This window comes from Bacillus sp. DB-2, assembly GCF_003315125.1.
Taxonomy (GTDB): Bacteria; Bacillota; Bacilli; order Bacillales; family Bacillaceae_G; genus Bacillus_A; species Bacillus_A mycoides.
This window is the reverse complement of record NZ_QNRN01000003.1, coordinates 413,272-429,783: the sequence shown is the minus strand read 5'-3', so window position 1 is coordinate 429,783 and position 16,512 is coordinate 413,272. Positions and strand designations below refer to the sequence as shown.

At 33.9% G+C, this 16,512-nt stretch carries 20 protein-coding genes and 1 pseudogene; 6 read left to right on the top strand and 15 right to left on the bottom strand.

The features are described from left to right. The first annotated feature begins 23 nt into the window (after positions 1–23). Both crcB (DET63_RS07630) and crcB (DET63_RS07625) read left to right on the top strand, forming a co-directional pair. Positions 24–428 (top strand): fluoride efflux transporter CrcB, encoded by a 405-nt coding sequence (gene crcB / locus DET63_RS07630; RefSeq protein WP_002143706.1) that lies wholly within the window; start codon positions 24–26, stop codon positions 426–428. Then, positions 425–781 (top strand): fluoride efflux transporter CrcB, encoded by a 357-nt coding sequence (gene crcB, locus DET63_RS07625; protein WP_113936297.1) that lies wholly within the window; start codon positions 425–427, stop codon positions 779–781. The genes crcB (DET63_RS07630) and crcB (DET63_RS07625) overlap by 4 nt, the downstream gene beginning before the upstream one ends. A gap of 199 nt (positions 782–980) precedes the next feature. On the opposite strand, the gene DET63_RS07620 is transcribed toward crcB (DET63_RS07625), so the two are convergent. The 8 genes and pseudogenes from DET63_RS07620 to DET63_RS07585 form a co-directional block, all read right to left on the bottom strand. After that, the gene (locus DET63_RS07620) at positions 981–1,205 is read right to left on the bottom strand and encodes a DUF3947 family protein (protein WP_113936296.1); all 225 of its coding nucleotides are present in this window, start codon (positions 1,203–1,205) and stop codon (positions 981–983) included. Between the two features lie 100 nt (positions 1,206–1,305). Continuing rightward, positions 1,306–1,539 carry a DUF3955 domain-containing protein gene (locus DET63_RS07615; protein WP_078204922.1) on the bottom strand — a complete coding sequence of 78 codons (234 nt, stop codon included), beginning with the start codon at positions 1,537–1,539 and terminating at the stop codon, positions 1,306–1,308. Positions 1,540–1,695: 156 nt separating this feature from the next. Continuing rightward, the gene (locus DET63_RS07610) at positions 1,696–2,889 is read right to left on the bottom strand and encodes an MFS transporter (RefSeq protein WP_113936321.1); all 1,194 of its coding nucleotides are present in this window, start codon (positions 2,887–2,889) and stop codon (positions 1,696–1,698) included. Further along, a complete protein-coding gene (locus DET63_RS07605) occupies positions 2,882–4,444 on the bottom strand; it encodes an ABC-F family ATP-binding cassette domain-containing protein (protein WP_113936295.1) in 1,563 nt (520 codons plus the stop codon). The genes DET63_RS07610 and DET63_RS07605 overlap by 8 nt, the downstream gene beginning before the upstream one ends. 434 nt (positions 4,445–4,878) lie before the next feature. Next, positions 4,879–5,394: a spermidine N1-acetyltransferase gene (speG, locus tag DET63_RS07600; RefSeq protein WP_113936294.1), complete on the bottom strand. Its 516-nt coding sequence runs from the start codon at positions 5,392–5,394 to the stop codon at positions 4,879–4,881. 137 nt (positions 5,395–5,531) lie between these two features. Then, a pseudogene (locus DET63_RS07595) lies at positions 5,532–5,735 on the bottom strand (phosphate-starvation-inducible PsiE family protein); the annotation flags it as partial. A 191-nt stretch (positions 5,736–5,926) separates the two neighbouring features. Further along, positions 5,927–6,520 carry a DUF4367 domain-containing protein gene (locus DET63_RS07590; RefSeq protein WP_002139191.1) on the bottom strand — a complete coding sequence of 198 codons (594 nt, stop codon included), beginning with the start codon at positions 6,518–6,520 and terminating at the stop codon, positions 5,927–5,929. A gap of 29 nt (positions 6,521–6,549) precedes the next feature. Further along, on the bottom strand, positions 6,550–7,047 hold the full coding sequence (locus tag DET63_RS07585; protein WP_113936293.1) for a hypothetical protein: 498 nt from the start codon (positions 7,045–7,047) through the stop codon (positions 6,550–6,552). Between the two features lie 230 nt (positions 7,048–7,277). Between DET63_RS07585 and DET63_RS07580 the strand changes: the two genes are divergently transcribed. Further along, complete coding sequence (locus tag DET63_RS07580) at positions 7,278–7,751, top strand: DUF4362 domain-containing protein (RefSeq protein WP_113936292.1); 474 nt, start codon at positions 7,278–7,280, stop codon at positions 7,749–7,751. A gap of 99 nt (positions 7,752–7,850) precedes the next feature. Here DET63_RS07580 and psiE read toward each other — a convergent pair whose 3' ends face one another. From psiE to DET63_RS07565, 3 genes are all read right to left on the bottom strand, one after another. Further along, positions 7,851–8,255 carry a phosphate-starvation-inducible protein PsiE gene (gene psiE, locus DET63_RS07575; RefSeq protein WP_113936291.1) on the bottom strand — a complete coding sequence of 135 codons (405 nt, stop codon included), beginning with the start codon at positions 8,253–8,255 and terminating at the stop codon, positions 7,851–7,853. A 71-nt stretch (positions 8,256–8,326) separates the two neighbouring features. After that, positions 8,327–8,638, bottom strand: a complete 312-nt coding sequence (locus DET63_RS07570; RefSeq protein ID WP_113936290.1) for a winged helix-turn-helix transcriptional regulator — start codon at positions 8,636–8,638, stop codon at positions 8,327–8,329. Positions 8,639–8,670: 32 nt separating this feature from the next. Beyond that, positions 8,671–9,102 carry an Lrp/AsnC family transcriptional regulator gene (locus DET63_RS07565; protein ID WP_002016035.1) on the bottom strand — a complete coding sequence of 144 codons (432 nt, stop codon included), beginning with the start codon at positions 9,100–9,102 and terminating at the stop codon, positions 8,671–8,673. Between the two features lie 167 nt (positions 9,103–9,269). On the opposite strand from DET63_RS07565, the gene DET63_RS07560 reads away from it, so the two are divergent. The 3 genes from DET63_RS07560 (at position 9,270) to DET63_RS07550 (ending at position 11,743) form a co-directional block, all read left to right on the top strand. Beyond that, positions 9,270–9,851 carry a beta-class carbonic anhydrase gene (locus DET63_RS07560; protein WP_113936289.1) on the top strand — a complete coding sequence of 194 codons (582 nt, stop codon included), beginning with the start codon at positions 9,270–9,272 and terminating at the stop codon, positions 9,849–9,851. A 34-nt stretch (positions 9,852–9,885) separates the two neighbouring features. Beyond that, entirely contained in the window at positions 9,886–10,335 is a 450-nt protein-coding gene (gene cynS / locus DET63_RS07555) for a cyanase (protein WP_113936288.1), read from the top strand. A gap of 127 nt (positions 10,336–10,462) precedes the next feature. Then, on the top strand, positions 10,463–11,743 hold the full coding sequence (locus DET63_RS07550; RefSeq protein ID WP_113936287.1) for a purine/pyrimidine permease: 1,281 nt from the start codon (positions 10,463–10,465) through the stop codon (positions 11,741–11,743). A gap of 552 nt (positions 11,744–12,295) precedes the next feature. Here the strand turns inward: DET63_RS07550 and DET63_RS07545 are convergent. Genes DET63_RS07545 through DET63_RS07530 form a run of 4 tightly spaced genes read right to left on the bottom strand, consistent with a single transcriptional unit; the run spans position 12,296 to position 16,155 of the window. Further along, positions 12,296–13,048, bottom strand: coding sequence for an iron ABC transporter ATP-binding protein (locus DET63_RS07545; protein WP_002139178.1), 753 nt, complete (start codon positions 13,046–13,048; stop codon positions 12,296–12,298). Beyond that, positions 13,045–14,109 carry an iron chelate uptake ABC transporter family permease subunit gene (locus DET63_RS07540; RefSeq protein WP_002089519.1) on the bottom strand — a complete coding sequence of 355 codons (1,065 nt, stop codon included), beginning with the start codon at positions 14,107–14,109 and terminating at the stop codon, positions 13,045–13,047. Before DET63_RS07540 ends, DET63_RS07545 begins: the two co-directional genes overlap by 4 nt. Next, complete coding sequence (locus DET63_RS07535; protein ID WP_044439322.1) at positions 14,106–15,122, bottom strand: ABC transporter permease; 1,017 nt, start codon at positions 15,120–15,122, stop codon at positions 14,106–14,108. Before DET63_RS07535 ends, DET63_RS07540 begins: the two co-directional genes overlap by 4 nt. Before the next feature lie 19 nt (positions 15,123–15,141). Continuing rightward, a complete protein-coding gene (locus DET63_RS07530) occupies positions 15,142–16,155 on the bottom strand; it encodes a siderophore ABC transporter substrate-binding protein (RefSeq protein WP_002089526.1) in 1,014 nt (337 codons plus the stop codon). Positions 16,156–16,512: the final 357 nt, after the last annotated feature.

Sequence of the window (16,512 nt, the reverse complement as noted above, 5' to 3'; positions counted from 1 at the left end):
AGCTATTTAAAGAGGTGAGAAAATTGATTTATATTATCGTTGGCATCGCCGGCATATTAGGAGCCCTTTCCCGCTATTATTTAGGTCTTACTATTCATACATTTTGGCATCATTCTTTTCCATTAGCTACATTACTCATTAACTTAGCCGGCTGCTTCTTATTAGCATGGCTAACTACGTATATCGCCCGGCTAAACATCTTACCTTCAGAGGTTATCACAGGCATCGGGACTGGATTCATCGGTTCCTTTACGACGTTTTCAACATTTAGTGTAGAAACTGTGCAATTAATCAATCATTCTGAATGGAGCACGGCTTTCTTATATGTATCATGTAGCATACTTGGCGGTCTCATTATGTCTGGACTTGGCTATACACTAGGTGATTTCTTAATTAAGAAGTCACTTACGGAAGGTGATCACTTATGATGGAAGCTTTATTAGTAGCAACTGGAGGATTTTTCGGTGCGATTACACGATTTGCAATTAGCAATTGGTTTAAAAAAAGAAATAAAACATCCTTTCCAATTGCTACATTCCTTATTAATATAACAGGAGCGTTTTTACTCGGGTATATAATTGGCCGCGGAGTCTCTACAGGATGGCAATTATTATTAGGTACTGGATTTATGGGCGCATTCACTACATTTTCAACATTTAAACTAGAATCCGTTCAGCTCTTCAACCGTAAAAACTTTGGCGTACTATTTATATATATAAGTACCACTTATATAATCGGTATCGCCTTTGCATTCCTTGGAATAAAGATAGGCGGAATATAAAAAAGAAAGCGACTGATAAGAGTCGCTTTCTTTCATAAAAAGTATGTCCCGCCATACGGAATGGAAAATAAAGTGAAACTTTAATCAGTGGGGGTTTTGTTCTTACCCACTGATTATTAGCCTTCACCAATCGGGCGTTTACGGGCAGCCCAACTCCCACCTAACTTCTTTTTTCCTGCCGAATTTTGAGGTGGGAGTTTTACTGCCCGTTAATGCGGGATAAACCAGCTGGATCCACATCGTAATGTACAATTTGCATCGGAAGCTGTGAATACAGCATATACTGACTTTGCATCATTTGTGCAAGCTGTGCTTGTTGCTGCATTTGAATAACTTGATTCGCAGCATGAATGGTCCCCTGTGCCCCGGCTAGCGTTATAGCTGCCCCTACTTGTCTACCATTATAAAAATAATGATTCATCATTATTCAGCTCACTTATTATTTTTCTTCCATATGGTATGTTTCTATTTCATAGTGCGTATTTTGTCCCGATTGATGAACCCCTCACTAATTAAACTTCACTTTATCTATTACTTTTTCTCAGCTTTGAAGTAATAAATCCAAATAGTAATACACCAATACCACTAAAGAACAATACATAACTTATCGGTACTAGGAAAAAGAAAGGTTCTTCAAGAAATCCATCCGCTCCTACTTTACTGTTTGAAGCATGTATAGTTAAAGAAATAATCGCTAAGATCATGAAAGAAATAGCTACTACGTATTTATTTTTCATTTTACATTCTCCTCTATTCATATAATTCTTCTTAATTAACATCATATTATCCAAAATAAAATCATTAGTCAATAACAATTTATCGTTTTACAATAAATTGTTATTGACTAGAATAAAAACAAAAGGTTTATGAAGCATCTTAAATTGCCTCACAAACCTTTTATAGACAATAATTATTTACACTTCAAACTTCCTGCTTAATACAACATACATTGAACACAATAATACGAATATCCCAGCATAAATTAACAAAACCTCTACACTAAACACATCAGCCAAAGGACCAAATATTATCATCCCTAAAGGAAGCGCGCATGAGTTAGCAATTTGCACAAGGCTAAACATCCGCCCGTGCATAGAAGGTTCTACTTTCTCCTGCAATAACACAGTAACTGGCGTATTAAAGCATGGCATTGTTATACCAATTAAAAAATTAAAGATTAAATACATAATAAATATCGGTGCAATTCCTAGTCCTATCATAAGCAGACCATATAAAGCACAGGCTAGCGCTGTTGTATGCATACGATTACGGAAGCCACCCCACGCTGCAATTAATACTCCACCAGCTGCTGCACCAGCACTAAATGTCATCTCACTAGCAGTAAGTCTCCACATCTCCGCCCCGTAAGAACGAGTTACCATTAACGGTGTTAAAAAGGCAGCTGGACTTATTAAAATCATGACAATGATTAATAAAACGAGTAGCCTTTTAATAAATACATTTTCTTTTAAATAAGCAAATCCCTCTTTTATCCCTTGTAGATTAGATTTTTGCTTACTCTCTGCATTCACATGTCCTTCCACTTGAATAATAAACATCATACTAATTCCGATCATAGCCGTAATAACATCAATAAAAAATGTTGTTTCAATGCTAGCAATAGAAAGAATTGCGGCACTTGCCGCTGGTGAAAGAAACATAATTAAAGATGTAATACTGCTATTTATCCCATTTACTTTCATAAGGTTTTCTTTCGGAACGATTTGTGGAATTAACGCATTCACAGCTGGCGTTTGCACCCCTGTACCAGCTGAGCGAATGAGTAGTACTATAAAAAGTAACCAAATACTTTTATATCCTGTTAAAAATAAAATTGCCAAAACTAACGTAGCAATTGCTATAATCCCATCCGATAACATAATCATCTTTTTACGGTCATAACGATCAATCCACACACCTGCAAACAAAGATATCGCAATTTGTGGTAGGAAACCGCAAACAGTTGAAATGGTCAACATCACTCCTGATGATGTTGTAAGGGTGATATACCATATGATCGCGTACTGTACGAGAGATGAACCGAACAACGAAATCGTTTGAGCGGTCAAAAACATTATTATTTTCACTTTCCAATCATTATCATTTATCATCTTTTTTACTCTCCTCAATTAAACCGCTCTCTATGTTGAAAATACTATCTGTCCAATCAAGATAAAAACTCGCTTCGTGAGATACGAGTATAATGCTGCCCTTAAACTGCATTAATGCCTTTTGCAAAGATTCCTTCGCTTCTGCATCTAAATGATTCGTCGGCTCATCTAAGATTAAAAAATTACACGGTGATAATAACAATCCACACAGTTTCACCTTCGATTGTTCACCACCACTTAACGTACGAATTTCTTGCGAAACATGAGTATCTTTCACACCACACGCAGCTAAATGATGACGTATTTCCTTCATATTCAGTTTAGGAAACTGTTCTGAAATAATTTGAAGTGGCGTTAAAGAATCATTGCTCCAATTTAAATCTTGCTCATAATATCCAATCTTTATTTGCTCTGAAAATTGAAATTCTCCAGAAATACTAGAAATAGTGCCAACGATTGTTTTTAATAAAGTAGATTTCCCTACTCCATTAAATCCTGTAATAACAAATTTTTGTCCTCCTACTACCGAGAAATTCAACTTTGGTAATAAAGCAAACTCATATCCAACCTCAAGGTCATTTACTGTCAAAACCGTCTGTGCTGAAATTGAAAGCTCACGAAAATGAATAGATGGTTTATGAGTAAAATTCGGAGGTGCAATTCTTTCCATACGCTGTAGCTGTTTTCTGCGTCCTTGCGCTATTTTTGAATTCACTCCAGCAATATTTCTACGAATATACTCTTCCGTTTTTTCAATTTTCTTTTGCTGTGCATCATATTGGCGAATATAATCTTTTCGCAAATGCTCCTTTTGTCTTACAAAATCTGAGTATTTTCCGTAATACTTCTTCACCGTTCCAAACTCTACATCACATATGCAAGAAGTCACTTTTTCTAGAAAATCAAAATCATGTGACACTACAATAAACGCTCCTTCAAAACTCATTAAATAATTAGCAAGCCACTCAACATGCTCTTTATCAAGGAAGTTCGTCGGTTCATCTAGTAATAAAATATTAGGCTCTTCTAATAAAAGCTTCGCTAAAATTACTTTTGCACGTTGTCCCCCGCTTAGTTCAGCGATTATACGATTCATGCCAATAGCATCAATACCTAAGCCAGCTGCAATTTTATTAATTGTGCTATCTAACGAATAAAAATCACGAGCCTCAAGTTGTTCTTGATATGCGGCCGCTTTTAACAATTTGTCAGGATCACCTGTCATAGCACTTTCTTCATACAATTTGTTCATTCTATCTTCCATTTCAAACAAATCATGAAAAGCTCTCTTTAAATATTGTGAAATGGTATAATTTCCATCAATTTCTGCATATTGATCAAGATGCCCAATTTGAATATTAGGCTGCCACTTTATGTCTCCCTTATCAGGAATTATTTCTTCAATTAATATTTTCATTAACGTACTTTTCCCTGCACCATTCTGTCCAACAATCCCCATATGTTCTCCTTTATGCAAATCAAAAGAAGCATTTTCATATAAGGCTTTATCTATAAAGCTATGTGATAAACTTTCAACTTTAAGTAAACTCATCCGTATTCCTCTTTTCCTGAAATTAAAAAAAGCAGAGAGATAGCGTCATTCGACACTAGCCCTCTGCTTCGTGGTTTTTTCCTATACTACTCCAATTTTTGTAAATCTCATTGGAATAGCATACACAAAGGGCCATAGACAAAGCATTGTCTATGGCCCCTTAATCTATTTTATACATCAGCTAAAAACCATAACCAAATAAGCATAGATACACTATACTTTTCAGAAAAGTTATTCAGCCGATGAATATAGGGACTTTATGCCCCATGATTAAGCTCCGTACAACGCTTCACCGTATACATTTGTGCGGAGCAAAGTTTTCTAATGAGTTTTACAAATTTTATATAAAGCATATTCTGCACCTTCCTTAATACTTAAAAGGGATTTTAGCATACGTTTTTATGAAGCGTCAACATCAATTACAAATCATTCAACTACTTCTTTTCAAAATATTGCTTCTGAAACATACACATTCTTATCGCATTATGGTAGTTACCATCAACGAAAAATTCGTCTTGTAACTCACCTTCCACGATAAATCCCACCTTTTTATAAACATGTACAGCCTTTTCATTCTCTTTATCAACAACTAAATAGAGTTTATGCATATTTAATACAGAAAAAGCGTAATCCATCGCTAAACGCGTCGCTTCCGCTGCATAACCATGTCCTTGATAATTCGGATCAATAATAATCTGGAATTCAGTTCTTCGATGAATATAATCAATTTCCACTAACTCAACTAATCCAACCATCTCATTATCTTTCTCCAGGATAAAACGGCGTTCACTTTGATCGTGGATATGTTTATCATATAAATCCTGTAGTTCTACAAAAGCCTCATACGGCTCTTCAAACCAATAAGACATAATATGTGCGTTATTATTAAGTTCGTGCACGAACTTTAAATCTTCCCGTTCTAAAGGACGTAACTTTAATTCCTGACTCATTTCTATAACCTCCAAGTAAAATAACCTCTTCACTTAATTTCTCAATTTTTTTCGATTTCAAACGCCCTAATTACATTGTAAACCTTCAAGTAACTTGAAGGTCAAGGTACAAAGAGTAGTGCAAACTTATGTCTGCATTACTCTTTTCTCAAATCTCTCATATTCGATATGTATAAATCAATGACTAAGACAAGAATGGACCTCGCATATAATAACGTCTCCATCGGTTCCTCATAAGATACAATAATTAATCGAATTAATGCCGTAATTCCAATATAAATAAAATAACGTAACGGAAAATGATAATTCGATTTAAAATACTTAATAATTAACGCGATGAATCAATACAAACGAGAAATTTAATTGAGCTGTTAGAAAACCCATATAGATTAGACCACTTTTAAATTACATTTCTACGGACCTTCTCACTAAAAGGTAATGCTTTCTTATAAAAATAGAGATCCCCCGAATTATAGGACTTTTTAAAGCACCCACAATCCAGGGTATTCTTTCTCTATTTTGTTTCTTTTTATTATTCTATCGAGTTAGCAATTTCAATCAATTCTTCAGTAGTAAACTTACCTACATCTTTTTCACCTATTAAAGCATAATATAAATTATCTTTTGGATTATTGAATGCCAGGACTTGAGCTGCATCACCTTCTGCATAGGTTGCTTCTATACCATTACTCAATCTTACAATTTTTGTATCATAATCTGTTGTATCAATGTTTGTTTCAGTCCCTATTACATTAAAAGTTACTCTTTGAGAAGCATCATCATTTTCATATCTATGAGTATAAAATTTTGTGCCCTCTGAAGACTCAGATAAAGATGTTGCTACATAGTCTCCAGCTTTATTATCCATAAAATTAGTATTTTTAATACCATAAGTTGTTTCGCCTAAAATACCTGTACTTTTTTGGTCGTCTCTAAAGATTACTTTCTTAGGAAGTTTTACATCTTTAGATACCGACTTATATAATTCTCTATCTGTATTTAAAACATATGCTTCTACCTTTTCTTCGCTAGCCTGTACTTTTTCTTCCATTCCACTGGCTAAACACATACTAGTAGCTAATCCGCCAAATAAAATCACAGCTAGTAACTTTTTATTAAATTTCATTTAGGTCCCCACCTTTTCATAATATAAATTTAATATTTAAAGATCTGTACATATCTGTATTGAACTCCATTACCAGCTCCAGAACTACGAGCATCTGTATTTATATGCAAGTTAACTGATGTTATATTTGGTGAATTAGGTCCCCAAAATGGGTCTGGATTATTTCGTAACATTTTATTATAGACGCTTAAAGGATAGTGCACATTAGAACTAGTTTTACTTTGCGCCCAAAAACTTTGTATATAAGGGTCACCAGAATCAATACTGGTGCGTAACTTTACCCCTATTAAACGTTTGTCTTTACTAATAGTACTTGTCATTGATAAATTCCCACTACCACCACCGCCAGAAAAACCGGCACTATTTGTATAAGAACCACCACTAGATCCAACATTATACTGCTTATACTTATCTACATAACTACCTGCACTAACTGACCCTAAAGACGAAAAACCTATAAAAGTTGCTAATGCTCCAATTCCACAAATCTTTTTTGCCTTTGGATTCCCAAAAAACTTGTTAAACATGAATCACATCACTCCTTTTTAGATTTTTGTGTTACAAAAACATCATAAACTACTATAAAAATTTAATGTCGAAATTTACAACTTATTAACGAAAAAATGAAAAAAATGCAGATATTTACGGTAAGTTAATAAAAAAATAAATTATGCTTAATCTAGGCTAACTCTATGTAAGATAAAATATTATTACAAATATAATTTATTGCTAAAAATTAAGAAAAGGGGCTGAATTTATGAAAATACAATATAGAAAGTATGCGTCACCTTTAATCTCGCTAGCCTTATTTACTCTCATTGGTTGTGCTAATAATGAGAAAAACAACAATAAAAACGAGACATATACTTTTGAAGCTTCCAAAAAACGTGGTGATATTATTGAAAAAGACGATAAAGTTTATAGCATAGAGAAATTAGATACTTTCGTAGAAAACTATAATTTAAATAAAGACGATTCAGTTAGAATCACTAAATTTAATAACAAGAACGAGCCTACTATCATTGATTTAACTGTAAAAAAAGAAAAGGGATCTACCTCCATTTATTATGATGTCGACTACACAAAAACAAGTGAGAAACATAACGAAAATAAAGATATTCAGTATTCAAATAATATATGTCAAAAAATAAAGAAAGATATTGAAGACAACAAAGTAACTTATAAATTAGAATGTCCTGACATTATCAATTTGATTACAGCCTCAAAATAATATCCAATCTCCTTAAGGGATGGCTTTGCCATCTCTTTTCTGTTCCAGCTTTCCTACATCAAACTGCAAATAAAAAAGTAGTGCAAACTTATGTCTGCACTACTCTTTTCTCAAATCTCTCATATTCGATATGTATAAAGCAATAACTAAAACAAGAATGGATCCTGCATATAATAATGTCTCCATCGGTTCCTCATGAGATACAATAATTAATCTAATTAAAGCCGTAATTCCGATATAAATAAAATAACGTAACGGAAAATGATAATTCGATTTGAAATACTTAATAATTAATGCGATAAACTCGAAGTATAAGAAATAGACGATAATACTTTCAACTAATTTATATGATGTGTACTTCTTCGTCGAAAATATGTATTGAACAAAAGTAATCGTTTCATTAATTAAAAAGATAGATAAGACAATGGATAATATGATTAGAGCTATATTTAATATCCACTGCAAGATACTAGCAATAAAATGATCGATGTTAAATGATTTCATTTTCTCTTTAAACTCCCCTTCGTATAAGTACTTGTTCATTATAACAAACTTACAATTATAGGAGTGTTAAATCAAATATGATCGTCCTCTTTCACTAGCACTTCACCATTAGGATATTTATGCTTAATATAGTCGCTTCCCCAATCGCAAAGTACTTTTAAAACTTCTTTTAATGATTGTCCCTGTTTCGTAAAAGAATACTCAACTTTCGGTGGTACTTGATTGTATACTTTTCTAGACACAAGCCCATCTTTTTCAAGCTCTTTCAATTGCTCAGTAAGCATTTTTTGAGTAATACCAGTGACCAATCGTTTTAACTCGCCCGTTAATGCGGGATAAAAATCAAACGACTTTATTATCTCTATACAAATAGAAATTAGCAAATAATGTTACTATAACCTCAAAAAAAGAAATCTTATTTTAACTTTCCTATCGATAGGTTAACACGATAATTCCCATACTTTAATAGTCGCCCCAGAAAGTTATCCAATTCTTCATTAGAAGCAAAATGTGTTTTTAATAAATAACATCCCTCACCACTTATACGGTCTACTTCAGAAATCCCTTCTTCTTTTTGAAAGAAATTCATAAACTCTTGATGATTAGCTGTTGTTACGAACAAAGTTACAAATGCAGTCACTACTTGTCCTAATTTGATTCGGTTTATTGCGATTGTGTATTGCTCAATAATCCCTAAATCCTCTAACCTTCGAATTCGATTTCCTACAGCCTGCCCCGTCATATGTATTTTCTGACCAAGTTCTTTCCATTGTATTCTTGAGTTTTCTCCTAATAATTTCAGTATCTCAAAATCTGTTTGATCAATGATATAAACCAATCCTTTCACCGTGAAAGTAGAAAGCCCGAAAGTGTTTCGCCAACTTATTCTGCTTATCGATACAATTCACTATACTTAGTTTATCCTCTTACATCACATTATTTATCAGTTATATTTACTTATAACATAGAGGACGTAACAAAAAAATACATCTAGATTTAAAGGAGGTTACAAATATGTTATTACAAGATATTCTATCGTTCAATGAACAATTTGTAGAAAATAAAGAATACGCTCCTCGTGAAGCGACAAAAATGCCTAAAAAACGTATGGTTGTTGTTTCTTGCATGGATGCTCGTTTAATTGAGCTACTTCCAAAAGCTTTAGATATACACGATGGTGATGCAAAAGTTATCAGAAATGCAGGTGGTAAAATTGCTTCTCCTTTCGATAGTGTTATGCAAAGTGTTGTAGCATCAGTATATGATTTAAATGCAGATGAAATCTTCCTTATCGGACACCATAGATGTGGTGCGAGTCAAACTAATCCAAAAGGAACACTTCAAAAAATATTAGATCGTGGAGTAGCTTCACCCGAAATTTTATCAGCGATTGAATATGCTGGTGTTGACCTTAAAAAATGGTTATTTGGATTCGATGATGTCAACGGTTCAACTCAAGCTAATGTTGATTTAGTAAGAAATCATCCACTTATTCCAAAAGATGTTCCTGTACATGGTTTAGTTATTGATCCTCACACAGGTAAATTAGATTTAGTAGTTGATGGATATAAAGCATTAAATGGTATGAAAAATTAATTATTATTACTTAAATGGAAGGAAGTTATTAGATATGAATAGACAAGAAGCTACGCAAAAAATTATGGAAGCAAAAATTGCAAAAGGTTTAACATGGGAAGAAATTTCAAAGGTAAGTGAAAACTCTGAGACTTGGGTTGTAACAGCGTTATTAGGACAAGCTACAATGACACGTCCAGAAGCAGAAAAAATCGGTAAACTATTAGAATTAGATGCAGAAGTAGTTCAAGCATTAACAGTAGTTCCACTTAGAGGTCAAGTAATGCAAATGCCTCCTACTGACCCAATCTTATATCGATTATATGAAATGATGTTACAATACGCACCAACTCTTAGAGAATTAATTCTAGAAAAAGCTGGCGAAGGTGTAATGAGTGCAATTAACTTCAATCTAGGTGTGGACACACAAGAAGATCCAAAAGGTGGCGACCCTCGTATCGTGATTACACTTAACGGGAAATTCTTACCGTTCCGTACATGGTAATTAATTAAAAATCCATCTATATAATTAAAGTAATTTTATAGATTTACAAAATCCATCCTTTTTAATCTAGCTGTGTAGAAAGGATGGATTTTTACTATGAAATTCTTTTTCGGCAAAGGAGACTAATATGAATAAAAAATACTTTGATACGAGCTTTAGTATTCTACAGTGGTTTGTGTTTTTATTAGCAAATGCAATTGCATTGCCTATAATTATTGGTGGCATATTCCATTTATCAATAGAAGATATCTCAACATTAATGCAACGAACTTTTTTAGTTGTAGGAGTAAGTTCATTTATACAAGCATGGTTTGGGCATCGCTATCCCATAGCGGATGGGCCAGCCGGTTCATGGGTAAGTATATTTGTCATATTGGGACAAGTCGCTATGCATCAGGGACAAAGTGCAAAGGATGTATTACAACTTTTAGAAGGCGGATTAATTATTGCAGGTATATTACTCTTCGTCCTTGGTATAACAGGGCTTGTTCATCGAATTCTACGTTTATTTACACCCTTGGTTACAGGCACTTTTCTTTTAATATTATCTCTTCAGCTTAGTGGTGTGTTACTAAAAGGAATGATGGGATTACAAGGAGCTGTAACTCATCCTGATTATACAACGGCTACTATTGCGCTCTTTGTTTTTGCCCTTATTACTTTCTTATCAATTAAAGGGAACGGATGGATGAAAAGTTACGCTGTGTTACTTGGAATTTCATGTGGTTGGCTTTTGTATGCTGTATTAGGAAAATCATCTCATATGCCTTCACACACACCGTTAGTTAAGTTACCAGAGCTATTTTCTTGGGGCACACCTAGATTAGATATTGGAATGGCTCTAACTGCAACTTTATTTACATTTCTTTTAGTTGCAAATACAATCGCTGCTATTTCGGCTGTAAAACAAGTGGCTCCGTCATCTAAAGAAAATGAAAAGCAAATACTGAACCGCAGCGTGTGGGCCGGAGGTATATCGCATATTATCTCGTCGTTGTTTTCTACAATTGGAATTGTACCATTACCTGCATCAGCAGGATTTATTCAACTAACAGGACAAAGAAAAGTGAAGTCGTTCCTTATAGCAAGTCTTATATTAGCAGGAATTTCTTTTATTCCTTCAATTGTAAACTTTATATCCTTGCTACCAGGTCCTATTGCTAATGCCGCACTTTTAGCAACATTTGTCCAAGTAATAGGCATTTCATTTCAATCCATTTTACGTGAAGAATTAAATCAACGCCGATTAACTATATTAGGAATTTCATTATTAATCAGTTTGGGAATAATGTTTCTTCCAGAAAGTGCATTTAGCGGAATTCCTTCTTCCTTACAATATGTTTTAAGTAATGGATTACTTGTGGGTACCATGCTTGTCATTCTATTGGAACAGTTTTGGAAAGAGTAAAATTTGTGACTAAGTAAAAAAGCGCCCTGTTTACAGGGCACCTTTTTATACCTAATGACTAATACTAGCAGTTGGGTATAATGTTGTTCCTCCAATTGAAACTTTTATTTCATTTGTTAATGGAACATTTTGTTCATTTTTTATTGCTACGAAAATGTGATGTATCTTTATGCCCTCATTATAGTGACCCCTTACACTTTTATCAATACACTCTTATATGCAATATTACATACAAAAAACAAGCTGAATTCTTATAAAAAGTTATACAGAGATAAATCTTTTTGTTTGGTAAATACTTGAAAAGGTGAAGCATTCCTTTGCATTTTATGAGTAATTTACAAGTTTATTGTTGGAAGCGTCGCAGGACTAGAAGTAATGAAATACATGCAGGACTGTTACGAGCATCCAGAAATATTAAGAGTCCTCATGGGCAATCACATAAAAAAAAGCTGCTGCCTATAAAATACAGACAGCAACTTCAACTAGAGTAGCTGGCATGATTTACGCAAGCTACAGTATTTTTTTGACATACTCATTTTTTACACTTTGTAACTAATAAACAGCGATTGGCCCATAAGGACCATTGATAATTTCTATTTTTGTTTCAAAAATATCTGTCAAAATTTCCGGGTCCATAACCTCTTCTACTGTTCCAAAAGCAGCAATTTGTCCATCTTTCATAGCACAAATTTTATCAGAATATTTGGCTGCAAAATTTATGTCATGCATAACAGTCAAAATTGTTCTTCCAAATTCATTAGCCGCACGTCTCAAATGCTCCATCATTTGAACAGAACGAGCAACATCAAGATTGTTCAGAGGCTCGTCCAAAAGTACATATTCAGTCTCTTGGCACAACACCATCGCTACATATGCCCTTTGTCTTTGACCACCAGAAAGCTCATCTAAATATCTATTCTCTAAATTAGTTAAATCTAGAAAATCGATATATTTAGAAATAATAGCTTCATCCTCTTTAGTTAATCTTCCCTTTGAATAAGGAAAGCGCCCAAATCCAACTAATTGTCTAACAGTAAGCCTAGTTACAAAATGATTTTCTTGTCGCAATATAGTCAAAACTTTTGCTAAGTCTTTTGATTTGGATTCAGAAACATCCATATTTGCTACCTGAATTTGGCCTTCATCCATATCTAAAAGTCTTCCAATCATCAATAGTGTCGTTGACTTTCCAGCGCCATTTGGTCCAATTAAAGAAGTAAAGCCCGCTTTTGGTATTTCAATATCCAAAGGTCCTATTTTCACCTTATCAGTATAGAACTTTTTAACATTATCAATTTTTATCATAAAGCCCTCTTCCTTAAAACTATAGTTAAGAATATTATTCCACCAAATAATTCAATAATAACTGAAACTACACCTTGAGCATGGAATACATGATACATTAAAAAGTATGCACTCGTCATTATCAAAAATCCTATTGCAAAAGCCATTGGAAAAATATATCTATGATCATAAGTTGACGCGGCCTGATAACTCAAAGTTGCTACTAAAAAGCCGTAGAAAGTAAGTGGCCCAATTAGAGCTGTTGAAATGGACATCAAAATAGCAACTAATACAAGCGTATAAATTACACTAGGTTGATATTTAACTCCAAAAGAAGTAGCAACATCCTTTCCTAGTGACAAAACATTCAAATTCTTAGAATGAGCAAAAATTAATACTGCTACAATTATGATCATAGGAATTACAATAGGAAAATATGCAGGATCTGCGTGATTAACAGAACCAAATAATTTCGCTTGTAAAATATCAAACTCTGAAGGCGCAAGTAGCTTTCTCATAAAAGTTGACACGGAATTTAGTCCGGTACCAATAATAATTCCAACTAAAAGCATAAGTTGTAAATTCCCGTATTTACCGGAAAGTAACCATCCATAAAGTATCAAACTCATGAAGACCATAACAACAACTTGGAATACAAACGATCCAATTCCATTAAAGTTTATTAATGCACTAGCACCAAAGAAGAATATTGTACTCGTATGAATTGCTGAATAAAGTGATTCGAAACCTAAAAGCGAAGGAGTAATAATCTTATTGTTCGTAATAGATTGGAAAGCAACTGTCGACAAGCTATGGCAAACTGCAGCAATAATCATCGCAACAATGGCTATTATCCTTCTCTTAACAACTGGGATAAAAGAAGGTGAATCTATCGGAACTGGATTGTTATAAACTAAAAGTCCATATGAAGAAAGGAGACCTAAAGCGATCAATGTTATTAGTACAATCCAATAACGTCTTGCTTCCTTCTTAGAACGAAAAGCGCTAGCTGATCTACTTTCATTATGAAGGCTAGAATCGATTTCGACATTTTCTTTATTTCTATAGTCTAATGTGATCATCGCAGCCTCCTTGGTTTTCTTTTTCTCAATAAAATAGTAATAAATACGACTGCTCCCACTGTTGCAAGTATTAAAGAAACAGGTACTTCAAAAGGCTTTATAATTGTTCGAGAAATGATGTCACAGGCAGTTATTGTCCCCATTCCGATCACACATACCCAAGGTAAATTACTCCTAAGATCATCTCCCCTAAACATTGAAACAATGTTTGGAACAATTAATCCCAAGAAAGGTAAGTTTCCAATAACAGCTGCAACAATTCCAACTGCAACAGAGATAAGGCCAGTCCCAAAAAGAACAATTCTATTGTAATTCACTCCAAGGCTTGTTGCGACATCTTCTCCTAGTCCAGCTAGAGTCAATCTATTAGCATACATAAAAATAAGCACAGTAACGATAACAATCAGCCATAAATATTCATATCTTCCCACCTGAACGGTAGCAAATGAACCTACGAACCAAGTTTCAATACTTTGCGTCATTTGAAAAAGGAGTCCCAAAAAAGTAGACACTGCAGAAATAACTGCTCCAAGCATCAATCCAATAATCGGAACAATTAAAGACGAACGAAGTTTAACTCTTCTTAAAAATAGAAAGAAAATCATAGTTCCTATAAAAGAAAAAATGATTGCACCAGTCATTCTTTGAACTAACGTCGGGGCAGGAAATAATAAATATACAAAAAGCAGGCCTAAGCCTGACCATTCAATAGTCCCCGTTGTAGTAGGTTCAACAAAACGATTCTGTGTAATTAATTGCATTACGAGCCCTGCCATCGCCATTGCAGCTCCAGTAAGCATTAATGCAACTGTTCTCGGAACACGAGTGATGAAAAACATCTCCATTCCGTCCTCTTGTCCACGTATATCATAAACTCCAGTAAACAGTGATATAATCCCTAAAATTATAACAACTATAATCGCTATTATAAAAGGTTTTGTCCATATTTTATTGTGATTATAAAACTGGGGTTGAGAAATATTCTCAACCCTAGAAATCATATTTTTTGACACTGTTTCGTACTCCTTTACACTACTTAGCTAAAGTTTTTGCGATATTTCCAAATAACTCTATATAAGTCTCAATTGATTCATTTGTGTAAGTATCTGCTGGTGCATAAACAATTTGTTTTTTAGAAACAGCAGTTGTGTTTTGAAGAGCAGGTGATTTAGAAATAACATCCTGAGCAGGAGCTGAAGTAGCAGCATCAGATGTTGCAGCATCACGATCTAATACGAAAAGCCAATCAGGATTTGTTTGTGCAATAGCTTCAACAGAAACGTCATCACCTTTATGACCTGCAGTAGAATTAGACACTTCTAGTGCTGGAGCCCAACCGAAAATCTCATACATTGGTCCCCAAACGCGACCAGAGTGAGGAGCAGCAAAACCAATATTCCCACCAGTAACGATAACACTCATAACTTTATCTTTTCCATTATAAGCAGATTTTACATTTTCAATAGATTTATCAAAATCAGCTACTAATTTTTTAGCTTCTTTATCTTTATCAAAGATTTTCCCTAAAGAAATTGTAGAATCTTTAAGTCCTTTTACTAAGTTTTCTCCAGGCTTAGTAGCTTTCTCAGAAACATCAACATTAAGATCAATAACAGCTGCATTCGGCACTAATTTTTTGATCTCTTCGTAATGGCCAGCAAATCTTTGACCAACGATTACAAGGTCAGGGTTTGCCGCTGCAATAATTTCAAGATTTGGTTCGCGGTGATTTCCAATATTTTGAACTTTACTATCCTTTACATATGCTGAATCTGCAGGCATTACATCCTTTGGAGCAGCCGCTAATTTAATTCCCCAATCAGCTAAAGTTTCAAAAGTTCTATTATCCAAAGCAACTACATTTTTTGGATTTACAGGGACTTTAACAGTTCCATGTGCATCAGTGATTTCAACTGTTTTTGGCTTATCACTACTATCACCTTTATTAGCTTTCGAAGTTTCCTTACTTGAATCCGAGCAAGCTGCTAACATTAAAGTGAAAATTGCTAAAATACTTACTAATTTTAAAAGCATAGTTTTTTTCATACGTATACTCCTTATAATGTAATTTAGTTCGAAAATGATAACGTCCATAGATTAAATTAGATAGTAACCTTTATGTATCTAAATTGCTATTGATAATCATTTTCATTTGAATATCCTGTTAATAAGTATAGTCATTAATTATGTGAAAATCTTGTGAATGGTGGGAGTTAATAAAATTAAACATAAATTAGATACAGTCTCATCTAATGCGCACCAGAGTCCTCCCCCACACGTACTAATCAATAGATTGGGCACCTTATAAACCATGATTTCTACTGCAAAAAAAATGCCCATTAATAGCTGATTTTTTCATAATCCATTGCCTGGTATCAATCTTCTTTTTATAGTTTCCGTCTT